Origin of the sequence: Bacteroides sp. D20 (genome assembly GCF_003436255.1) — a bacterium.
Lineage (GTDB): Bacteria > Bacteroidota > Bacteroidia > Bacteroidales > Bacteroidaceae > Bacteroides > Bacteroides uniformis.
In genome coordinates this window covers 207,244-226,717 of record NZ_QSOO01000003.1, presented here as the reverse complement: position 1 = coordinate 226,717, position 19,474 = coordinate 207,244, and the positions used below count along the sequence as shown (strand labels likewise).

Here is a 19,474-nt window from a genome sequence, read left to right as displayed (position 1 = left end):
TAGCGATTATGAAGAAAATAATATGCCTGATGTGCGCAACTGCTTTATTGAGCAGTTGCCACATCTACAAATCATACGACAGACCCGAAGACATAACAACTGCCGGACTGTATCGCGACACGGCGTCCGTGAACGATACATTAGCCGCAGATACGGCCAACTTCGGTAATCTGCCTTGGAGAGAAGTGTTCACAGACCCGCAGCTGCAGACACTTATCGAGCAAGCACTCACCAACAACGGTGACCTGCGCAGTGCCGCCTTGAACGTGAAACAAGCACAAGCCGCACTGATGTCTGCCCGTCTTGCCTATGCTCCGACGCTTGCCTTGTCTCCGCAAGGAACCGTCAGCAGCTGGGACAAGGGAAAGGCTACACAAATCTACTCCCTGCCCGTCACCGCAAGCTGGCAAATCGACCTCTTCGGCCAACTGCTGAACCCGAAGCGACAAGCAAAGGTTAGCTTGAAGCAGACGCAATTCTACGAACAAGCCGTCCAGACGCAAGTCATCGCCGGCGTAGCCAACATGTACTACACCCTGCTGATGCTGGACCGCCAACTGCAAATCACCGAAGGCACCGTCGAGATTCTGAAAAAGAACCTGGAGACCGTGCAAGCCATGAAAGATGCAGGCATCTACGGAACCACTTCTGCTGCCGTAGAGCAGAGCCGCACTGCCTACGCTCAAGTCATGGCATCACTGCCCGACATACGCCAGAGCATACGCGAAACCGAAAACGCCCTCTGCCTGATGTTGCACCAACCGGCACAGAGCATCGCACGCGGTGTGCTGGAAGAGCAACAGCTGCCTACGGAATTTTCAGTAGGTATCCCCTTGCAGTTGCTATCCAACCGTCCGGACGTGAAAGCTGCCGAGATGTCACTGGCTGCCAACTACTATAACACCAATAGCGCCCGTGCCGCTTTCTACCCGCAGATTACATTGAGCGGTTCGGGAGGCTGGACCAATAACTCCGGTGCAGGTATCGTCAACCCGGGCAAACTGCTGGCTTCCGCCATCGGTTCGCTGACGCAACCCTTGTTCTATCGCGGTGCCAACATTGCCCGTCTGAAACAAGCCAAGGCACAAGAGGAGCAGGCTAAGATTCAGTTCCAAACCGCCCTGCTGAATGCCGGAAATGAAGTGAGCAACGCCCTGCACCTGTATCAAATGGAGAAGGACAAAGCCGTTTCACGCACTATTCAAGTAAATTCTGCCCGCCAAGCTGCCTCAGATACAAAAGAATTGTTTAACTTAGGCACGTCGACCTATCTGGAAGTCTTGTCTGCCGAGCAGTCTTACCTCAGCGCACAGCTTGCAGAAGTATCCGACACCTTCAGCAGCATGCAGGCAGTCATCAGTCTGTATCAAGCGCTTGGAGGAGGAAGAGAATAAAATGAGCGATAAGTGATTAGTGATTAGCGATTAATGAAATAGTAAATCCTAATCACTAACCATTTATCACTAATCATTAATCATTAATCGCTAATTACTATGATAAGTCCGTTAGCTTATGTAGATTCTGCCGCAAAAATCGGCAAGAATGTAACCATCCAGCCCTTTGCTTTTATCGAAGGGAACGTGGAAATCGGTGATGACTGTATTATTATGTCGGGGGCAAAAATTCTGCACGGTACCCGCATGGGAAAAGGGAACAAAGTGCATCACAATGCCGTTCTGGGTGCCGAACCGCAAGACTTCCATTATACGGGAGAGAACAGCATGCTGATTATCGGTGATAATAACGACATCCGCGAGAACGTGGTTGTCAGCCGTGCTACCCATGCAGGAAGCGCTACCCGCATCGGCAATGAAAACTACCTGATGGATGGTGTACACCTCTGCCACGACGTGCAGATAGGCAACCATTGTGTACTGGGTATCAAGACTACCGTAGCCGGAGAATGTCAGATAGACGACTGCACCATTCTGAGCAGCAACGTCATTCTGCACCAATACTGCCACATTGGAAGTTGGGTACTGATTCAAGCTGGCTGCCGCATATCAAAGGATGTGCCGCCCTATATCATCATGAACGGTAATCCGGCGGAATACCACGGTATCAACGCTGCTGTGCTTCAACACAAACACCAGGTGAGCGAACGTGTATTGCGCCATATCGTAAATGCCTACCGTCTGGTATACCAGGGAAACTTCAGCGTGCAGGATGCCTTGCAGAAGATTGAAGACCAAGTACCGATGAGTGACGAGATACACAATATCATCAACTTCATCAAGAATTCCAAAGGAATCGTGAAGTAAACACCCTTCTTCGGGCACGAATCACGCAGACAATACGGATGGATAAATTCTTTTCTGTAAGTTTGCGTAGTTCGTGCCTTTTTCTATATTCCTCTACAATAGTTCCTGCATTATCTTTTACTATTTTTTGATGCATATTCATTCCAGGCAGTATGCTAAGTAAAACAAACTGTTTCCTTTAACTAAACATTTTGTTTCCTTATAGAAAACACTTTGTTTCCCTTAACAAAACAGTTCGTTCCATTATATGAAAACAAAGTGTTTTTCTATACTGAAACAAAGTGTTCTCTAATGCTGGAACAAACTGTTCAGTGTTGTGAACTAACGGATTAAGTATATAAAGGGTATTTATTATACTGTTTCTGTAGACAATGGTCTGTCTTGTCCTATAAAAAACGGGGAAAGAAGCAGGAAGCAACCGGGTACGCTCGGAAGGGTGAGGGTAAAATTTGCCCTCACCCTTTTTATTTGCTCTCACTCACCCTTGAAAGGGCGATGAATAGGGAGTTTCAGAAAAGCGGTGATAGTGGTGAGGGCAGGTTGAGTAATTTTTTGTTCTACTACTACTCGAAATGCAGGGTACCGAAGAACTCCGGGCAATGGAAGTTCGGCTTCTCCAGACCTATCGGATTCCAGGAAAGGAAATGGGGAGTCTGGAGCTTGTCACCGCATTTATAAAAATTGGCACGGAGCGTCTTTCCATCCAACGAAGTGATGTCATGCAGGAAGAAAGCGGAATAAGGGATGACCAGGGCCACTTCCCAGGCACACTCACCTACTCTTTCGTCGAAAGCCTCACGTCCCAAAGAAGCCCAACGCTGTACTTTATCGAGCACCTCTTGCGGGGCATGCTGGCGGTTTCCACGTCCGGCACCTGCCCCAATAAGCAGAGTTCCGGCACAATTACACTCCATATTGTAGTACACTCCGTCACCGGCAGGCACAGAGAAGAACTCTACACACGCATCTTCCCAAACCGGACCGTTATCGTGGCCTGCAACTGCGCGTACACTCGCTTCCCTTACCTTGAAATGCAGCAGAATGGCATCTTCCGTATGCGCTATGCGGAATTCCACATCGGGAGTATAAGGAAAAGCAGCCCAATTCACAGTGTTTACAGGCTGAAACGCCACCTTCTCTTCATCCATAAGAGCCGGAACCGACTCTACCGGTATATTGGCCACACTTACTTTCTTTACATTCAATTCTTTCATTTTACTATTTTGGGGATTAATTGCAGACAGCGGCAGCATGCAAAGAGCGGCAGCTATCGTCATTAAAAACTTTTTCAGATACATGAGTCAATGAATTTTTTCATCTCCGGTGTATGCTCCTCCACGCTCTGCAACAGTTTGAACTGAGCCTTGGTACGCACAAGATTGTGCTCCGGATACTGGATTTTATAATAAGTATCACCGTTGATATAATCTGCCAGGAAGCGTACGCACTGCATGTATGGGAACAAGGCAGCCGCATAAGGCAGATTCTCAATCTCTATCGGCAACAAGAAGGATTTGCCCGATTCCAGATAACCCTTGGTAAATGCCTGGAATATTTCCATATTGAAGTTCACATTATCCAGATTCTTGTCGTCTTCCAACCCCGTGTTGGCACCTGAGCGAAGGAAATCGCCATAATCGGAGAAGATGAAGCTGGGCATCACCGTATCCAGGTCAATGACACAAAGCACCGTACCGTCTTCGTCGAACATCATGTTGTTTACTTTCGTATCACAGTGGCATACCCGTTTGGGCAGTTTGCCTTCACGGAACAAGCGTTCTGCCTTGCACATTTCATCGGCACGTTTTTCTATTTCATCCAGGAAGTACCGCACCTCCTGCACACGTCCCGCCGCATCGGCAGCCACAGCGTCACGGAGTTGCTTCAGACGGAACTCCATGTTGTGGAAATCGGGAATTGTCTCGCCCAATGTATCTGGAATGTCGGCAAGCATAGCCTGGAAATTACCGAAGGCAGTTCCCGCATAATAGGAATATTCGGGGTTCACCGTCTCGTAAGTCTTGGCACGGGGAATAAAAGTCATGATACGCCAGTAGTTCTCACCGTCATACCAATAGGTTTTCCCTTCGGTCGTGGGGATGAAATGAAGCACTTTACGCTCGACATCGGCCTCTCCTTTCTCTTCCAGCTTCTTACGGATATGCCCGGTCACAGCCTCGATATTAGACTGTAACATCTCTACATTCTGGAAAATGGCATGATTGATACGTTGCAGAACATAGTCCGGCGCATCGGCCTCAACGGTGGTCACTTTGTACGTATCGTTAATCAGACCTGAGCCTAAAGGCTTGATTTCACGAACCGTACCCTGCATTTGAAAATGAGATACAATAGATAAAAGGTCTTTCATGATAATAAATGAATTAATTTGTTTACAAAGATACGCCGATTGCCATCTATCAAAAGACAAGTATCGTTCGGCGCGCTTCCAAAATTATACATTTATCCAAACATAGCCGCAAAAACTGCCTAATAAATAAGAAGTCTTGTACAAAATATACCTATATTTGTAACTGAAACCTTAAAAACTACCCGAAAAGTGCGAACGTTTATCATCCGGCTGCTTCTTGTTTCAGTAAGCATGATTGCTGCAACCCTGCAGGCGCAGAACATCACCTTCAACCATCTGACAACCGACGACGGTCTGTCACAATTCTCCGTGAACAGCCTTTACATCGATGAAAACGGTGTCTTATGGATTGGAACCCGAGAAGGCTTGAACCGTTATGACGGAGAAGACATACAAACTTACAAGCTGCAGAAGAACGACCCTTACAGCCTTTTCTGCAACACCGTGCTGCGCATGGCCGGCAACCGTAACGGAAAAATCTACCTGCTCTGTACGGAAGGAGTAGCCGAGTTCAATCTCGCCACCCAAAGATTCACCACCCTGCTGCAAGGAAATGTGCACAGCATATATTACAAAGAGGCCCTTTTCATCGGAAAACAGAATGAAATCTACCGCTATAACGAGCAGACCGGGAACTTTGACCTCTATTACCAGCTTCCCGGAAAAAGTCTGGAAATCTGCTGTATGCATCTGGACAAAGGACAAATGTGGATTGGAACGACCACCGACGGAGCATACCGCCTGCAACTGGACAAGAACGAGCTGACCCACCCCATCCTGAAAGGCAACATCACCAGCATATACCAAGACAGCGAAGGCGAGTTATGGATTGGCAGCTGGGAAGAAGGGCTGCACCATGTAAAGACCGACGGAACCATCGAAATCTTTGAATACGACGCAAAGAACCCTTACAGCATCTCTTCCAACTTCGTGCGAGCCTGCTGTGAAGACAATCTGGGAAACATCTGGATTGGGACATTCAACGGATTGAACCGGTATGACAAAAGTACGGGACTCTTCCAGAACCACACTGCCAGTGATGCCCAGAGCGACGGACTGACACACTCTTCCATCTGGTGCATCGTAAAGGACAACCAAGGAACGCTGTGGCTGGGGACCTACTTTGGCGGCGTCAACTACTTCAACCCCGAGTACGAGATATACAGCCGCTATATGTATTCGCCCATCGAAAAGAAGGGGCTGAGCAATCCGGTTGTAGGCCGCACCATAGAAGACAAGGACGGCAATCTGTGGATTGGCACCGAAGGGGGCGGACTGAACTATTACAACCGCCGTACCCGTGAGTTCAAATGGTTCCGCCCGGAAATCGGTCCCAACAGTATTTCCCATAACAACATCAAGGCTCTCTATTATGATGCCTCCAAAGACATCATCTGGATAGGAACCCATCTGGGCGGACTGAACAGACTGGACATACGCTCGGGGCGATTCACACACTACCGCATGGAAGCAGGTAATCCGGAGACCTTGCCTTCCGACATCATCCGCGATATCGCGCCTTACCAAGACCACCTGGTGATAGCCACCCAAAACGGAATCTGCCTCTTCGACCCTGCCAACGGGAAATGCCAACAACTGTTCCAGGACAGCAAAGAAGGCAAAAAAATCAAGATGGTGGCAGATGTCACTTTCGACAGCAACGGTACGCTCTGGATTGCAGCCACGGGCGAAGGTGTGTTCAGCTACCGTTTCGATACCGGCAAACTGACCAACTACCGCCATGATACTGCCGACCCACACAGCATCAGCAACAACAATGTAAACAACATTACCCAAGACAGCAAAGGCAATCTGTGGTTCGCCACTTCGGGCAGCGGACTGGACTTATACCGCCCTGCCAGCAACGACTTCGAGAACTTTGACCAAGCGAAGAACGGCCTTTCCAGCGACTGTATCTATGAGACGGAGGAATCCCCCACCAGCGGCAAACTGCTGCTCATCACCAACGAGGGCTTCTCCATCTTCGACTACCGGCAAAAGGCATTTCTGAACTACAGTGCCGAAAACGGTTTCCCAATGACTGCCGTCAATGAGAATGCCCTTTGCGTGACCCGTGACGGAGAAATATTCCTGGGAGGCACGCAGGGAATGATTTCTTTCCATGAAATGGAGTTGAACTTCACGCCGAAACCCTACAAAATCATCCTCTCCCGCCTCATTGTGAACGGAACGGAAATACAAGTGGGAGATGAGACCGGTATCCTGCAGCAAGCCTTGTACTGCACCCCCGAGATTACGCTCAACGCTGACCAGTCCATGTTCAGCATAGAGTTTGCCACTTCAAACTATGTAGCCGCCAACAAAGACGACATCATCTATAAGCTGGAAGGCTTCTCCAACGACTGGAACAGTGCCCGTGGACTGCACAACATCACCTATACCAACCTGAATGCCGGAACCTATAACTTGATTATAAAGCCCAACGGAAAAGACGAGAGCCTTTGTCCGCAAGTCCACCTGACCATACACGTGTTGCCTCCCTACTACAAGACTCCCCTTGCCTATCTTATCTACCTGATAGTGACGGGAATCCTGCTCTGGTATCTGGTGCGTACCTACAAGTCCAGAATCAAGTTGCGTGAATCACTGAAGTACGAACAGAAGCACATCCGTGACGTAGAGGCCCTGAACCAGTCAAAGCTACGTTTCTTCACCAACATTTCCCATGAATTCCGCACCCCGCTGACACTCATCGTGGCCCAAGTGGAAACGCTGATGCAACTCCAGAACTTCACGCCTGCCATATATAACAAGGTACTGGGCATCTACAAGAACAGCATACAGCTACGGGAACTCATCACCGAGCTGCTCGACTTCCGCAAGCAGGAACAAGGGCACATGAAGATAAAGGTAAGTCCACACAACATCGTGAACTTCCTATACGAAAACTATCTGCTTTTCCTGGAATATGCCAGCGCCAAACAAATCAGCCTCTACTTCGAGAAGGAAACAGACAGCCTCGAAGTATGGTATGACCAAAAACAGATGCAGAAAGTGATAAACAACCTGCTGTCCAACGCCGTCAAGCATACCAAGGCGGAAGACAGCATCACCCTCAGCATCAAGACCGAAGGCAGCAATGCCGTCATCCGCGTGACCGATACCGGCAGCGGCATAGATGCCCGGGAAGTGGACAAGATATTCGACCGCTTCTACCAGATAGACCAAATGGACTCTACAGATGCAAGCAAGACGGGTACGGGTATCGGCCTGGCATTGACGAAGGGTATCGTGGAGCTCCATCACGGCACCATCCGTGTGGAAAGCGAACTGGGCAAAGGTAGCAGCTTCATCGTAAACCTGCAATTGGGGAACGCACAGTTTGACGAAGAGCAAATAAATAAGAATGCAGACAGTGTGCAACAAATAGAAATTCCCAAACCGGAAAACGATGCCCTGCTCAAGGCGGAGCTGGAAGAGAGTGCTCCCATCAAACGACTCCCGGATGCAAAAATCCTGATAGTGGAAGACAACGACTCCATCCGCGACATGCTGGCAGGTATCTTCAAGCCCTTCTACGAAGTGCTGACTGCGGCCGACGGAGCGGAAGGACTTGCACTGGTGCGCAGCGAAATGCCCAATATCGTAGTCAGCGACGTGGTGATGCCCAACATGTCGGGAACGGAACTGTGCAAACAGATAAAGAGCGACTTCAACACCTGCCATATTCCCGTGGTACTGCTCACGGCACGTACTGCCATCGAACAGAATATCGAGGGACTGCGCATCGGTGCGGATGACTATATCACCAAGCCGTTCAACACCAATCTATTGATTTCGCGCTGCAACAACCTCGTGAACTCGCGCATCCTCCTGCAGGAGAAGTTCAGCAAGCAGCCGCAAGCCTTTGTACAGATGCTTGCCACCAACCCCATAGACAAGGAGATTCTGGACCGTGCCATGGCAGTCATCGAGCAACATCTGGACGATACGGAGTTCAACGTCAACGTCTTTGCCCGTGAAATGGCAATGGCACGCACCAATCTGTTCACCAAGCTGAAGGCTATCACCGGACAAACTCCGAACGACTTTATCCTGACCATCCGCCTGAAGAAAGGCGCTCTAATGCTGCGCAACAATCCGGAGCTGAATATCACTGAAATTGCGGACCGGATCGGTTTCAGTTCTTCACGCTATTTCTCCAAATGCTTCAAGGACATTTACCATGTCAGCCCACTGGCCTACCGCAAAGGAGAGAATGGAGGAGAGGAAAGTACGGAAGACAGTGAAGAGACATCTTAATATTGTACATCAAGCCATCGCATGATACGGTTTGTACTTTTTCTCCCTTCCCTTGTACTTCCTTATACACCCGATTCCATAAAACCTCTTACCTTTGACCTCAGAATTACAATCTAAAGTCAAAGAACTATGAAGCATTTTTCCCCCTTGTGGTCTCTGATTCCCGGTGCAGCCCTGATAGCGGGATGCGGAAGCCAACCTAAAGACAAGACTTCGGAGCACTCGCCGCAGAAGCCCAATGTAGTATATCTGATTGCTGATGACCTGGGTATCGGCGACCTGAGCTGTTACGGTGCCACCAAAGTAAGCACTCCCAACATCGACCGCCTTGCCGGACAAGGCATGCAGTTTACCAACGCTTATGCCACTTCTTCCACCAGCACCCCTTCCCGCTTCGGCCTGCTGACAGGCATGTATCCCTGGCGACAGAAGAATACCGGCATTGCTCCGGGCAATTCCGAACTCATCATCGATACCGCCTGCGTCACTATGGCTGATATGTTCAAGGAAGAAGGCTACGCCACTGCAGCAGTGGGCAAGTGGCACCTCGGCCTGGGCCCTAAAGGCGGTACAGACTTCAACCACTCCATCAAACCGAACACCCAAGACATCGGCTTTGACTATGAATACATCATCCCCGCTACCGTCGACCGCGTTCCCTGCGTCTTTGTAGAGAACGGACATGTAGTGGGTCTCGACCCCAACGACCCTATCACTGTGAGCTACGACCACAAGGTCGGTGACTGGCCCACCGGTCTCGAAAACCCCGAACTCGTCAAGATGAAACCCAGCCAGGGGCACAATAACACCATCATCAACGGCATCCCCCGCATCGGCTGGATGACCGGCGGCAAATCCGCCCTTTGGACAGACGAAGACATTGCCGACGTGATTACAGACAAAGCTAAGAACTTCATCACAGCCCATAAAGACGAACCTTTCTTCCTTTACATGGGTACGCAAGATGTACATGTTCCCCGCGTGCCACATCCGCGTTTCGCCGGCAAGAGTGGTTTGGGCGTACGTGGCGACGTCATCCTCCAGCTGGACTGGACCGTGGGTGAAATCATGCACACTTTGGACAGCCTCGGCATTGCCGACAACACCATTTTTGTATTCTGCAGTGACAACGGTCCCGTCATAGACGACGGCTATCAGGACCAGGCACGCGAACTGCTGAACGGCCATACTCCCATGAAGCACTACCGCGGTGGGAAGTACAGCGCTTTCGATGCCGGTACCCGCATTCCCTTCATTGTACGCTGGCCCAATGGCATCAAACCCGGCAAACAACAAGCCCCCTTCTCCATGATTGATGTATACGCTTCATTCGCCGCCCTGCTGAACCATCCGCTGGAAGCAGGCATCGCTCCCGACAGCCGCGACCAGCTCAACAACTTCCTGGGAACCGATACTGCCGGATGTGACTATATTGTACAACAGAATCTGGACAATACACTCTCCATTATCCAAGGAGACTGGAAATACATAGAGCCCAGCGACAAGCCGGCACTGGAGTATTGGACAAAAATAGAAATGGGCAACGCCCCGCAGCCCCAACTGTACAATCTTTCCATTGATCCGTCCGAAAAAGACAATGTGGCAGAAGCCCATCCGGACAAGGTAAAAACGCTCTCTGCCCTACTGGAAGAGGTGAAGGAAGCAAAGAACCAAAGTGAAAGGGAATAAAAGTACAAGAGTGGTATAGTTCGCAAGTTTTGTACGAATTCGTACTTTTTGCGAACTATTAACTAATGCATTTGTATATTCCATCCCCTACATTTGCGATGTGATTCAACTCTGAAGTGAGTACAAAACAAAGAAACAACCTTTATTAATAACTAATTAAATTAATATTTATGAAACAGAAATCCAGCTTCTTTAAAGCATTAGGTATTATGTTGCTTTCTGTCCTATTTGCCACGCAGGCCAATGCACAGAATCTCACAGTAACAGGTACAGTGACTGACAACTTAGGTCCGGTGATTGGTGCTTCTATCCAGGTGGAAGGAACAAGTAACGGATGTATCACAGACATTGACGGAAACTACACCCTTCCCAATGTTCCGGCAAACGCAACTCTCGTATTCTCCTATATCGGATATCAGACACAAAAGATTGCCGTAGGCGGAAAGACCAAAATCGACGTAAAACTGGCAGAAGACAGCCAATTGCTGCAGGAAGTTGTCGTAGTGGGTTACGGCGTTCAACGTAAGAGTGACCTGACCGGTGCAGTTGCTTCTGTAAAAGCAGCAGATGCATTGAAGAATACCCCGACCGGTAATGTATCCGATGCATTGCAGGGACGTATGGCCGGTGTATCAGTTCTCTCTGGTTCCGGTAATCCTACTGAAGACAATACCATCCGTGTACGTGGTATCAACTCTATCACAGCAGAAACCGGTCCTTTGGTTGTTATCGACGGTTTCATCGGTGGTTCCCTTCAGTCGTTGAATCCTTCCGATATTCAATCTATCGAAGTATTGAAAGACGCATCTGCAACAGCTGTTTACGGTTCTCGCGGTGCAAACGGTGTCCTCTTGGTTACTACTAAAAATCCTGACAAAGATAAATTGACTGTATCTTTTAATGCTTTTGCTAATATCAAGACAGTAGCTAAGTATGCTGACAACCTCTCTCCATACGAATATGCCAATTTGGTGAACGAATTCGGTAAAGAAAAATTTGGTTATGAAGACAACCACTATTACAGTGCAGCAGAGCTAGAAGCTTTCAAGAACGGAACAGCAGGTTTCGATTACTCAAGAGAAATTTTCCGCACTGCAGTTACCCAGAACTATGAACTCTCTATAGCCGGTGGTGGCGAGAAAACCACTTTCTTAGCATCACTCCGTTATCAAGATGACAAAGGTATCATTAAAGAATCAGACAGTCAAATCTACAGTTGGCGCTTGAAGATGGATACTAAAATCAAAAAATGGTTGACAGCCGGACTGAATATTTATGGACACTATCGCAATAATACAGCTCCCCGTATCACACAATACGATGGTTTGATTCAACAAGCCATGTACTTCCCTAGCACAATCTCTCCTAAAAAGGAGAACGGAGAATATAACAACGCCTTCTTTGATGGCAGTCCAACCTACAATCCTATGGGATACATTTGGGAATCAAACAACTCCAACAAGACCATTAATAATCGTCTTCAGGGATACGTACAGTTCAATATATTGGATGGACTAACATTCCGTTCACAATTAGGTGTCCTATTCGACAACCGACTGAACACTTCAGTAGAAAACGAAGATAGCTATTACAACTACAAGAACAAAATGACCCAAGGACAATCGCGCAGTTACTGGAATACTTCCTGGCTGAACACCAATACACTGAGTTATGTCAAGGAGTTCAATAAAAATCACCGTATCAATGCAACAGCTGTATTCGAACAATCCTACGATAATAATTACAACCACACAAGTACTGCCTATAATCTGGATTATATCGACCGTATTGGTATTAACAACTTGGCATGGTCTGACGCTAATCTTGCCGCTATCGGTTCAGATCGCATCATCAATACATTGATGTCAGGCATGTTACGTGTCAATTATGTATTCATGAATCGCTATATGATTACGGCTTCCATACGCGCCGACGGCTCTTCACGATTGAAAGACAAATGGTGTTACTTCCCTTCCGCCGCTTTGGCTTGGGATTTGAAACAAGAAAACTTCTTGAAAGAGAACAGTTTCATCGACCAACTAAAACTTCGTTTAGGTTATGGCTCCGTAGGTAATCAATCAGTAGAAGCTTATCGTATTTACTCCAAAATGTCACCCGTAAGAAACAGCGATGGCAGCACTTCCTATAAAGTAGACCGTCCCGCCGCTCCTTACCTAAAATGGGAACGTAACGACCAGGTCAATGTCGGTATTGACTTTGGTATTCTCAATGGTCGCGTTCGCTTAACAGCCGATTGGTACAACAAAGTATCCAAAGACATTCTACTGGAACTGGCACAACCTACCCACATGGGATACTCGTCATTACTTATGAATTCTGGTGAAATTAAAAATACTGGTGTTGAATTTACTATTAGTGCAGACCCTTTTACCAATAAAGATTTCAACTGGCACACAGACCTTACTTTGGCACACAACAAAGGTACTTATGCCAGTATACCAACTCCCAACCACCGCCAACAGCAAGCTGGTAACTACCAGAACCAATTATTCCAAATGATTGAAGGTGAAAAATTAGGGACATTCTGGGGATATACCTTTGACGGTATCTGGCAGGAAGATGAAGTAAACGCTCCATTCATTGATGCCAACGGGAACGCCACTGGTGAGACCAACGGTAAAGTATATGGAGTTGTTGCAGGTAATTCTAAATATATAGATGTCAACAAAGACGGAAAGATTAACACTGAGGACCAAGGCATTATCGGTTGCGGACAACCGACATTCAACTGGGGTTGGAACAATAGTTTCAATTACAAGAACTTCGACTTTTCATTCTTCGTAGTAGGCTTCCACGGATTCGACATCTATAATGCGACCAAACAGATAGGCTTCGGTCTCATCGGAAGTCAACAGGTAGCTGGTGTAACCCCAATGCGTGACTTCTTGGACCGTTGGACACCTACCCATACTAATACGAATGTACCAGGTTTTACCAATGGAGGAACCGAAAACAAAGATTTCTTCTCCACGCGATTTGTTGAGAACGGAAGTTTTATCAAGATGAAAAGTATTACCTTGGGTTACACATTACCAGAATTGGCTTGTAAAGCATTAGGCATCAGCAACCTGCGCGTATATGCTTCTATTCAAAACCCGTTCCACATTACCAGCTATTCTGGACTGGATCCTGAAGCTACCATGGGTAGTCCATTGGTACAAGGTGTAGACTGGGGTGCATATCCTAACAGCCGTAACTACCTCATTGGTTTAAACTTTGCATTCTAATGATTAACTTTATTAAACAAAAGAACGATATGAAAAAATTAGCATATATAGTAATTACAAGTAGTATGTTCCTCACAACCTCTTGTGTGGACCTGACTCAAGAGCCACAATCCTTCATTACAGAAGAAGAATATATTGCACGTATGGATTTGACCAGCCTGCAACAAGCTACAACAGGGCTTTACAACGATTTATGGAATGGTAACTACGGATTCAACTGCCGCTTGCAACGCATCAATGTATGCGCAGATGACATTACATATCGTGCAGCAAAAGCCAACAATGAACTGGCTAATTACTACCGACTGACCCCCAATATCACAGCCAACAATGCAGACTACAAGACTACATGGGAATTATTCTTTACTGTAATCAACAACGCCAACAAACTCATCAACAAAGCGGTGCTTCCTGAAGACGCTACCTTAGCCAAACAATATGAAGAAGTATTAGGTGAAGCCTACTTCCTCCGTGGATTGTCTTATTTTTATCTGGTACGCATGTATGGTGATTTACCTCTGATTCTGACGGAAGAAGACGCTGCCACTAATATGCCGAGAACAGCTGTAGCCGACATCTATGACCAAGCTATTATTCCAAGTTTAAAAAAGGCAGTAGAACTGTTACCGACCAAGAGCCGTAGCGGTTTTAGCTCCACTCCCTCTAAATGGGCAGCTGAAGCCTGCCTCGCCGACGCCTACATGACTATGGCAGGCTGGCCTTTAAAAAAAGGACAAGAATATTATAGCCTGGCAGCTACAACAGCCAAAAATATCATAGACAACTCTGGACTGTATCTGACCGAGAGCTATGCTGAATTGTGGAAAGAAGCCAACAAAGAACAAGCCAATGAAGTGATGTTTGCCATCCACCATAATGCAAAGCTAAAAACAGCCAGTAACTATGGGAAGTCCTATTATCCAGCCGATTTTATCCCCGCCGGTTGGGCCGATTATTACGGTAACGAAGCCTTCTACTTGAACTATCCAGACGATGAACGGAAAGCCTGGAACTACATGACGGAATGGAACACTAAAAGTGGCCATGTCACTTACAAAGAGAGCGGTGACAAGTTACCTGCTATCTCGAAATATTACAACTATGATAATGGCGCACCGGGTAGTAGCCAGCTTGCCAACGGTATCACCTGCATCTATCGTTATGCCGAAGTCCTGCTGATGTATGCCGAAGCCTCCACTCGTGCAACCAACAGCGTGAATACGCAAGCTATCCAGGCTATTCAGGAAATACAGAAACGTGCCGGATATGCAGACAGCCAACTGACTACCACTACCGACCCCACCGCTTTCACCACTGCAGTGTCCAATGAGCGAGGATGGGAATTCTTTGCCGAAATGAAGCGTTGGTTCGAACTAGTCCGTCTCGAGAAGGTAAGTGAAGTAAGAGCCGAGACTTGGGATGGTTCACTTTTCCAAAGAAACAACCATTATTATTTCCCAATCCCCTACCAACAGATTGAGTTAACACAATGGACCAATAATGCCGGTTATTAATAGAAACAGAATAACACAAAACTTCTAACCTTATTTATCAAGAAATCAAATAGACCTTAATCAATTTGATATGTACGAAAGGGAGGGGCCGTGAGGTTCCTCCCTTTTATTTATCAATACAATGAATACTGCCCCAAAGACATCCAACCAAATAAGGAATGGTCTTGAACGTCAAAAGCAACTATATCACACTATTCCCAATATACCATTAGAGCCTGACATCGCGACAGATATTATTCATTTTGAAACTTTTGTGTAGAAACAAAAGTAGTGAGTAGACCGATATAGGCCCAGAAAGTAATCAATAAAAGAATCTATATCATTGATTTGTCATTCTATCCACACGTATTACCCCCGGTTTTCCACAAAACATCCTCTGCGGCATAGGTACTTTGATTTCCCTTCCATTGAGAACAATCCGAATCCCTTTCAGAGCCGCATTCATGCAAGCATCGGTGACAGAAACCACAATCTCCCCTGCTTCTTCCCTTATCAGCACCGCACACGGGGCAGAAGCGGAAAGAGACAAACCTTCTGCCTGCAAACCTTTATTGCCGGGATACAAGACGGCTTCCACCACCTTTCCATCCATAGAGCAGACCGCCTGCACCAGGGTATCGTTCTGCAATACCCGGAACGGCAGTTCATCCGATGGTATCTGCCGGCCTGCATAAACCACATAGCCATAGGTATCATCAACCGGACGCTGTCCATGATTTGCCCACAGACGGAGGATTCTGGCTTCTGAGGGCAAGCCTTGTTTCTTTTCATTCACCTTGTTCCGCTTCACCCAATCTGTGGGACGAGTCTCGCAAGTAACAAATGCTTCACGGGTATACTCAGGAAGTATCCGATAGGCAAACTTACCTTTCTGCACCAGCCAGAGGGGAGTACCATCTGCCGACAAAAGCGAGTGAGTGCCGGAAGCGACAAGCTCCATTTTTCCCCTTTTCATCGAGAAAACTTCATCCGTCCAAGCCGTCTGGTCGATGGTGGTACGAATCTCCCCATCCAGTTCAGGACGCTTATTGGTTACGCCCGCACCCAAAGCTACCATGTAATCTCCCAGAATGAAATAAGACTTATATGCCTTGAAGCCATAAAGAACCTCGTTCAAGCCCTCACTGTTCCCCTTGTCGTTCACACCCTCTTTCGCAGAAGCGTTCATCTTTTCGAAGATATATCCTGCAACGGCATTACTCCCGCCATCCGTAGCACCGGCAGCAAAATTACTCCTGCTGCAATAACCACGCCAATTCTCTACGGGAACCAGCTTGTCCATGCCTTCGCGTGCAGTCACACCCGGGGAAGCGGTGACATCCCAACCGCCCATAATCCGGAAATACTCATCGCCGCTGCGCTGGAACAACGTCATTCCATCCGTCGGATAGAAATTGTAGGCATCAGCAAAACTGGCGGCACTCTCCAGTCCGTCACAACGGACAGAGGCCATATTAATCGTGATATGATAGTCGGGGGTCTTCTTTATCAAGTCGTCGTTGTTGAAGAACCAACGGGTACCGGAATAGATGCCCGGAGCATACTCCTCCATCATGATGCGATTCTTCTTCACCTCTTGCTGCAATTGCAACAGTTCCCGCTGCTCTTCGGGGGTGAAAGAGTCCATCCAGTTGCCGATAAGGTTATCCAGCATTCCGGCATAAGGGATGGAAAGCTCTGTGGGATTATATACATACGAGCCACGGTCCAGGCAAGGAAGGCGATATCCCTTATAATAATACCAGGCACCACCACGCAGGAAATTAAGAAGTGCCTGCACATTATCCCGGCCCAGATTCTTGGCCCAGGGAGAGCCTTTCAGCATATTCAGCATTTTAAGTGCATTGGAAGTCCCGTCAATGGGATAGCCCCAAATCAGGCATTGCTTTCCATGTCCCCAACCTGCCCCGTCGGCAGTGAATCCCTCAGTCCAAAAAGCATCGGAATACGTAGTTTGGGAGGTCATACTGATACCGCGCTGGCAAACTTCCGCCAGCAAGTCTATCATAGGAATGGAACGGTACATGGCGGCCACGGGCAATAGGGAACGATAGGCCAATGCATTGCCGCCCACCCACCACACATGGTTGCGGAAACGGGAAATGGAAACTACATTCCCATCGGTTTCGTCGTGGCGGAGAGGTTGGGTCCAGGCTTGTAAGGCTATGGTTTTCAACATATCACATACCTCTTGCAGCAATGTGCCGCCTTTCCCGCCTTCCGCATCATCCATCTGTTTCAGATAGCAGAAATAAGTATTGACCGCTGCCGTAGGTATGGCAAAGCAAGATGCATGGAAACGGGGACCGTCATTGGGGCGTCCTGCTTCGATACCGCCGTAATGCAAGATTGCCTTCAGCACTTTACCGGACAAGGCCTGCTCTTCTGTCAGTTCACCTTTACGATAGGCATCCGCAACTTTCCAGATACGGTTGAAGGCATCCGCCACGAACAAGCCTATTTCAGCCTGCGGGTTGGAGTAAGGTTTCTGAAAGGCATTCTCTTTGCGGAATTGCTCTTCCTGCCCCCTTAAACCAGAAAAGATACCGTCGGCAGTGAGTTGTGCCAGGCACTCCTGCGCACTCAACCGGGTGTCCAGGGAATGATAACGGTAAGGATGCTGCGCAAAGGAAGCGCGGAAAGCCTCGATGGACTTCTCCTTCTCTGCATCCCCCCGCTGCCGGGCTTCGTTGTAGTAACGGTGATAATTATTGAAAGCAAACTGCGTTTCCTTCTCCTGCGGAAAAGCAGGTGCGGCCAAGCAAAGGCCGAGAATGGTCAGAATAAGGTTTCTCTGCATATTAGAATCGTATTGGTTATTGTATAATGTCCGATTATATTTTCAGCAAATATAATGAAAGGCAGAGGGAAGAAATGACGGCAATCATACAAAACAGATGCAGTTTTCGTACGGAACTGGCTGAGTGCGGCAGCAGGCATAAAAAGATTGGCTATCTTTGTTTCATCATAATAACCTTATTAACAACATTCCCCATGAAAAGACATCATCTGCTTTTTCTCTTTGCCGCTTTCATAGCTATAACGTCTTCTGCCCAGAAGCTGGACAATCTGGTAGAACTGAAACAGAAGTCGGAAAACCCACTGTTTCATCACTTGGACAAAGCTCCACGTACACCAGCTTTCGAGTGCGAAGGCTATTGGGCCTGGGGAAGTTCGGTAGTGAAAGGAGATGACGGCAAGTACCATATGTTCGTTTCCCGCTTTCCCAAGAGCTTGCCGTTCCATCCGGGATGGATGGTAGCCTCGGAGATTGTACATGCCGTATCCGAGGTACCGCAAGGACCTTACCGGTTCAGCGAAGTGGCCCTCCCTGCCCGTGGCGCGCAATACTGGGACGGACGCTCCACACACAATCCACGCATTTTGAGACAGAACGGAAAATACTACCTTATCTATATGGGTTCCACCCACCCCTTTGCCGACCCTACTTACGAACAACTCACCCTGGAAAGCCCCTGGTGTACCGTTGCCCGTGCCAACAAACGTGTGGGACTGGCCGTTGCCGACTCGCCCTACGGTCCGTGGAAACGCCTGGACGAGCCCATCTTGAAGACCAAGCCCAATACTTTCTACAGTTTTCTGACCTCAAACCCCTCTCCTATCATTCAAGAAGACGGTTCGGTGATGATGATATTCAAGGGACGACATTACACGAACGGTTACCTGCACTCGGCCATGAGCCTCGGAATGGCTTATGCCCCTACCATAGAAGGTCCTTATCGGGTGCTGAACAATGACTATCCCATCTTTGAAGTAGACGGTCAGGGCGAAGCGGAAGACCCTTTCCTCTGGAAAGATGCAGACGGCTATCATGCCATCTTCAAAGACCATGTAGCCAAGTTTACCGGCGAACGGGGCGGAGGCGTCATGGCACATTCCAAAGACGGCATCCAATGGACTGTAGATAAAGACCCGAAAGCCTACTCGCTCACCGTGGAATGGGAAGACGGCAGCGTGGAGAAGCAAGGGCAACTGGAACGCCCCTTCATCCTCTTCGAGGACGGAAAGCCTGCCTACATCTTCTTTGCCACGATGGACGGGCCCGGAGGGTTCGAAAATGCATCCCGTTCTTGGAATATGGTGATTCCCATCAAAGACCGGAAGTAA

General features: G+C 48.0%; 10 protein-coding genes. 7 read left to right on the top strand and 3 right to left on the bottom strand.

The annotated features are described in order from the left end of the window. The first annotated feature begins 8 nt into the window (after positions 1 to 8). Positions 9 to 1,394 (top strand): TolC family protein, encoded by a 1,386-nt coding sequence (locus DXD78_RS04360; RefSeq protein ID WP_009037408.1) that lies wholly within the window; start codon positions 9 to 11, stop codon positions 1,392 to 1,394. A gap of 99 nt (positions 1,395 to 1,493) precedes the next feature. After that, positions 1,494 to 2,261: an acyl-ACP--UDP-N-acetylglucosamine O-acyltransferase gene (gene lpxA, locus DXD78_RS04355; RefSeq protein ID WP_009037409.1), complete on the top strand. Its 768-nt coding sequence runs from the start codon at positions 1,494 to 1,496 to the stop codon at positions 2,259 to 2,261. 563 nt (positions 2,262 to 2,824) lie between these two features. On the opposite strand, the gene DXD78_RS04340 is transcribed toward lpxA, so the two are convergent. Then, positions 2,825 to 3,559 carry a carbohydrate-binding family 9-like protein gene (locus DXD78_RS04340; RefSeq protein WP_009037412.1) on the bottom strand — a complete coding sequence of 245 codons (735 nt, stop codon included), beginning with the start codon at positions 3,557 to 3,559 and terminating at the stop codon, positions 2,825 to 2,827. Continuing rightward, the gene (locus DXD78_RS04335; protein WP_009037413.1) at positions 3,550 to 4,632 is read right to left on the bottom strand and encodes a phosphotransferase enzyme family protein; all 1,083 of its coding nucleotides are present in this window, start codon (positions 4,630 to 4,632) and stop codon (positions 3,550 to 3,552) included. Before DXD78_RS04335 ends, DXD78_RS04340 begins: the two co-directional genes overlap by 10 nt. Positions 4,633 to 4,821: 189 nt before the next feature. On the opposite strand from DXD78_RS04335, the gene DXD78_RS04330 reads away from it, so the two are divergent. The 4 genes from DXD78_RS04330 (at position 4,822) to DXD78_RS04315 (ending at position 15,346) form a co-directional block, all read left to right on the top strand. Beyond that, positions 4,822 to 8,895 carry a hybrid sensor histidine kinase/response regulator transcription factor gene (locus tag DXD78_RS04330; RefSeq protein ID WP_009037414.1) on the top strand — a complete coding sequence of 1,358 codons (4,074 nt, stop codon included), beginning with the start codon at positions 4,822 to 4,824 and terminating at the stop codon, positions 8,893 to 8,895. 129 nt (positions 8,896 to 9,024) lie between these two features. Further along, positions 9,025 to 10,584 (top strand): arylsulfatase, encoded by a 1,560-nt coding sequence (locus DXD78_RS04325; RefSeq protein ID WP_008662099.1) that lies wholly within the window; start codon positions 9,025 to 9,027, stop codon positions 10,582 to 10,584. Positions 10,585 to 10,754: 170 nt separating this feature from the next. Beyond that, positions 10,755 to 13,832, top strand: coding sequence for a TonB-dependent receptor (locus DXD78_RS04320; RefSeq protein ID WP_008662101.1), 3,078 nt, complete (start codon positions 10,755 to 10,757; stop codon positions 13,830 to 13,832). A gap of 29 nt (positions 13,833 to 13,861) precedes the next feature. Continuing rightward, entirely contained in the window at positions 13,862 to 15,346 is a 1,485-nt protein-coding gene (locus tag DXD78_RS04315) for a RagB/SusD family nutrient uptake outer membrane protein (protein ID WP_009037415.1), read from the top strand. A gap of 319 nt (positions 15,347 to 15,665) precedes the next feature. On the opposite strand, the gene DXD78_RS04310 is transcribed toward DXD78_RS04315, so the two are convergent. Then, the gene (locus DXD78_RS04310; RefSeq protein WP_009037416.1) at positions 15,666 to 18,146 is read right to left on the bottom strand and encodes a polysaccharide lyase family 8 super-sandwich domain-containing protein; all 2,481 of its coding nucleotides are present in this window, start codon (positions 18,144 to 18,146) and stop codon (positions 15,666 to 15,668) included. Positions 18,147 to 18,340: 194 nt separating this feature from the next. On the opposite strand from DXD78_RS04310, the gene DXD78_RS04305 reads away from it, so the two are divergent. Further along, a complete protein-coding gene (locus tag DXD78_RS04305; RefSeq protein WP_009037418.1) occupies positions 18,341 to 19,474 on the top strand; it encodes a glycoside hydrolase family protein in 1,134 nt (377 codons plus the stop codon).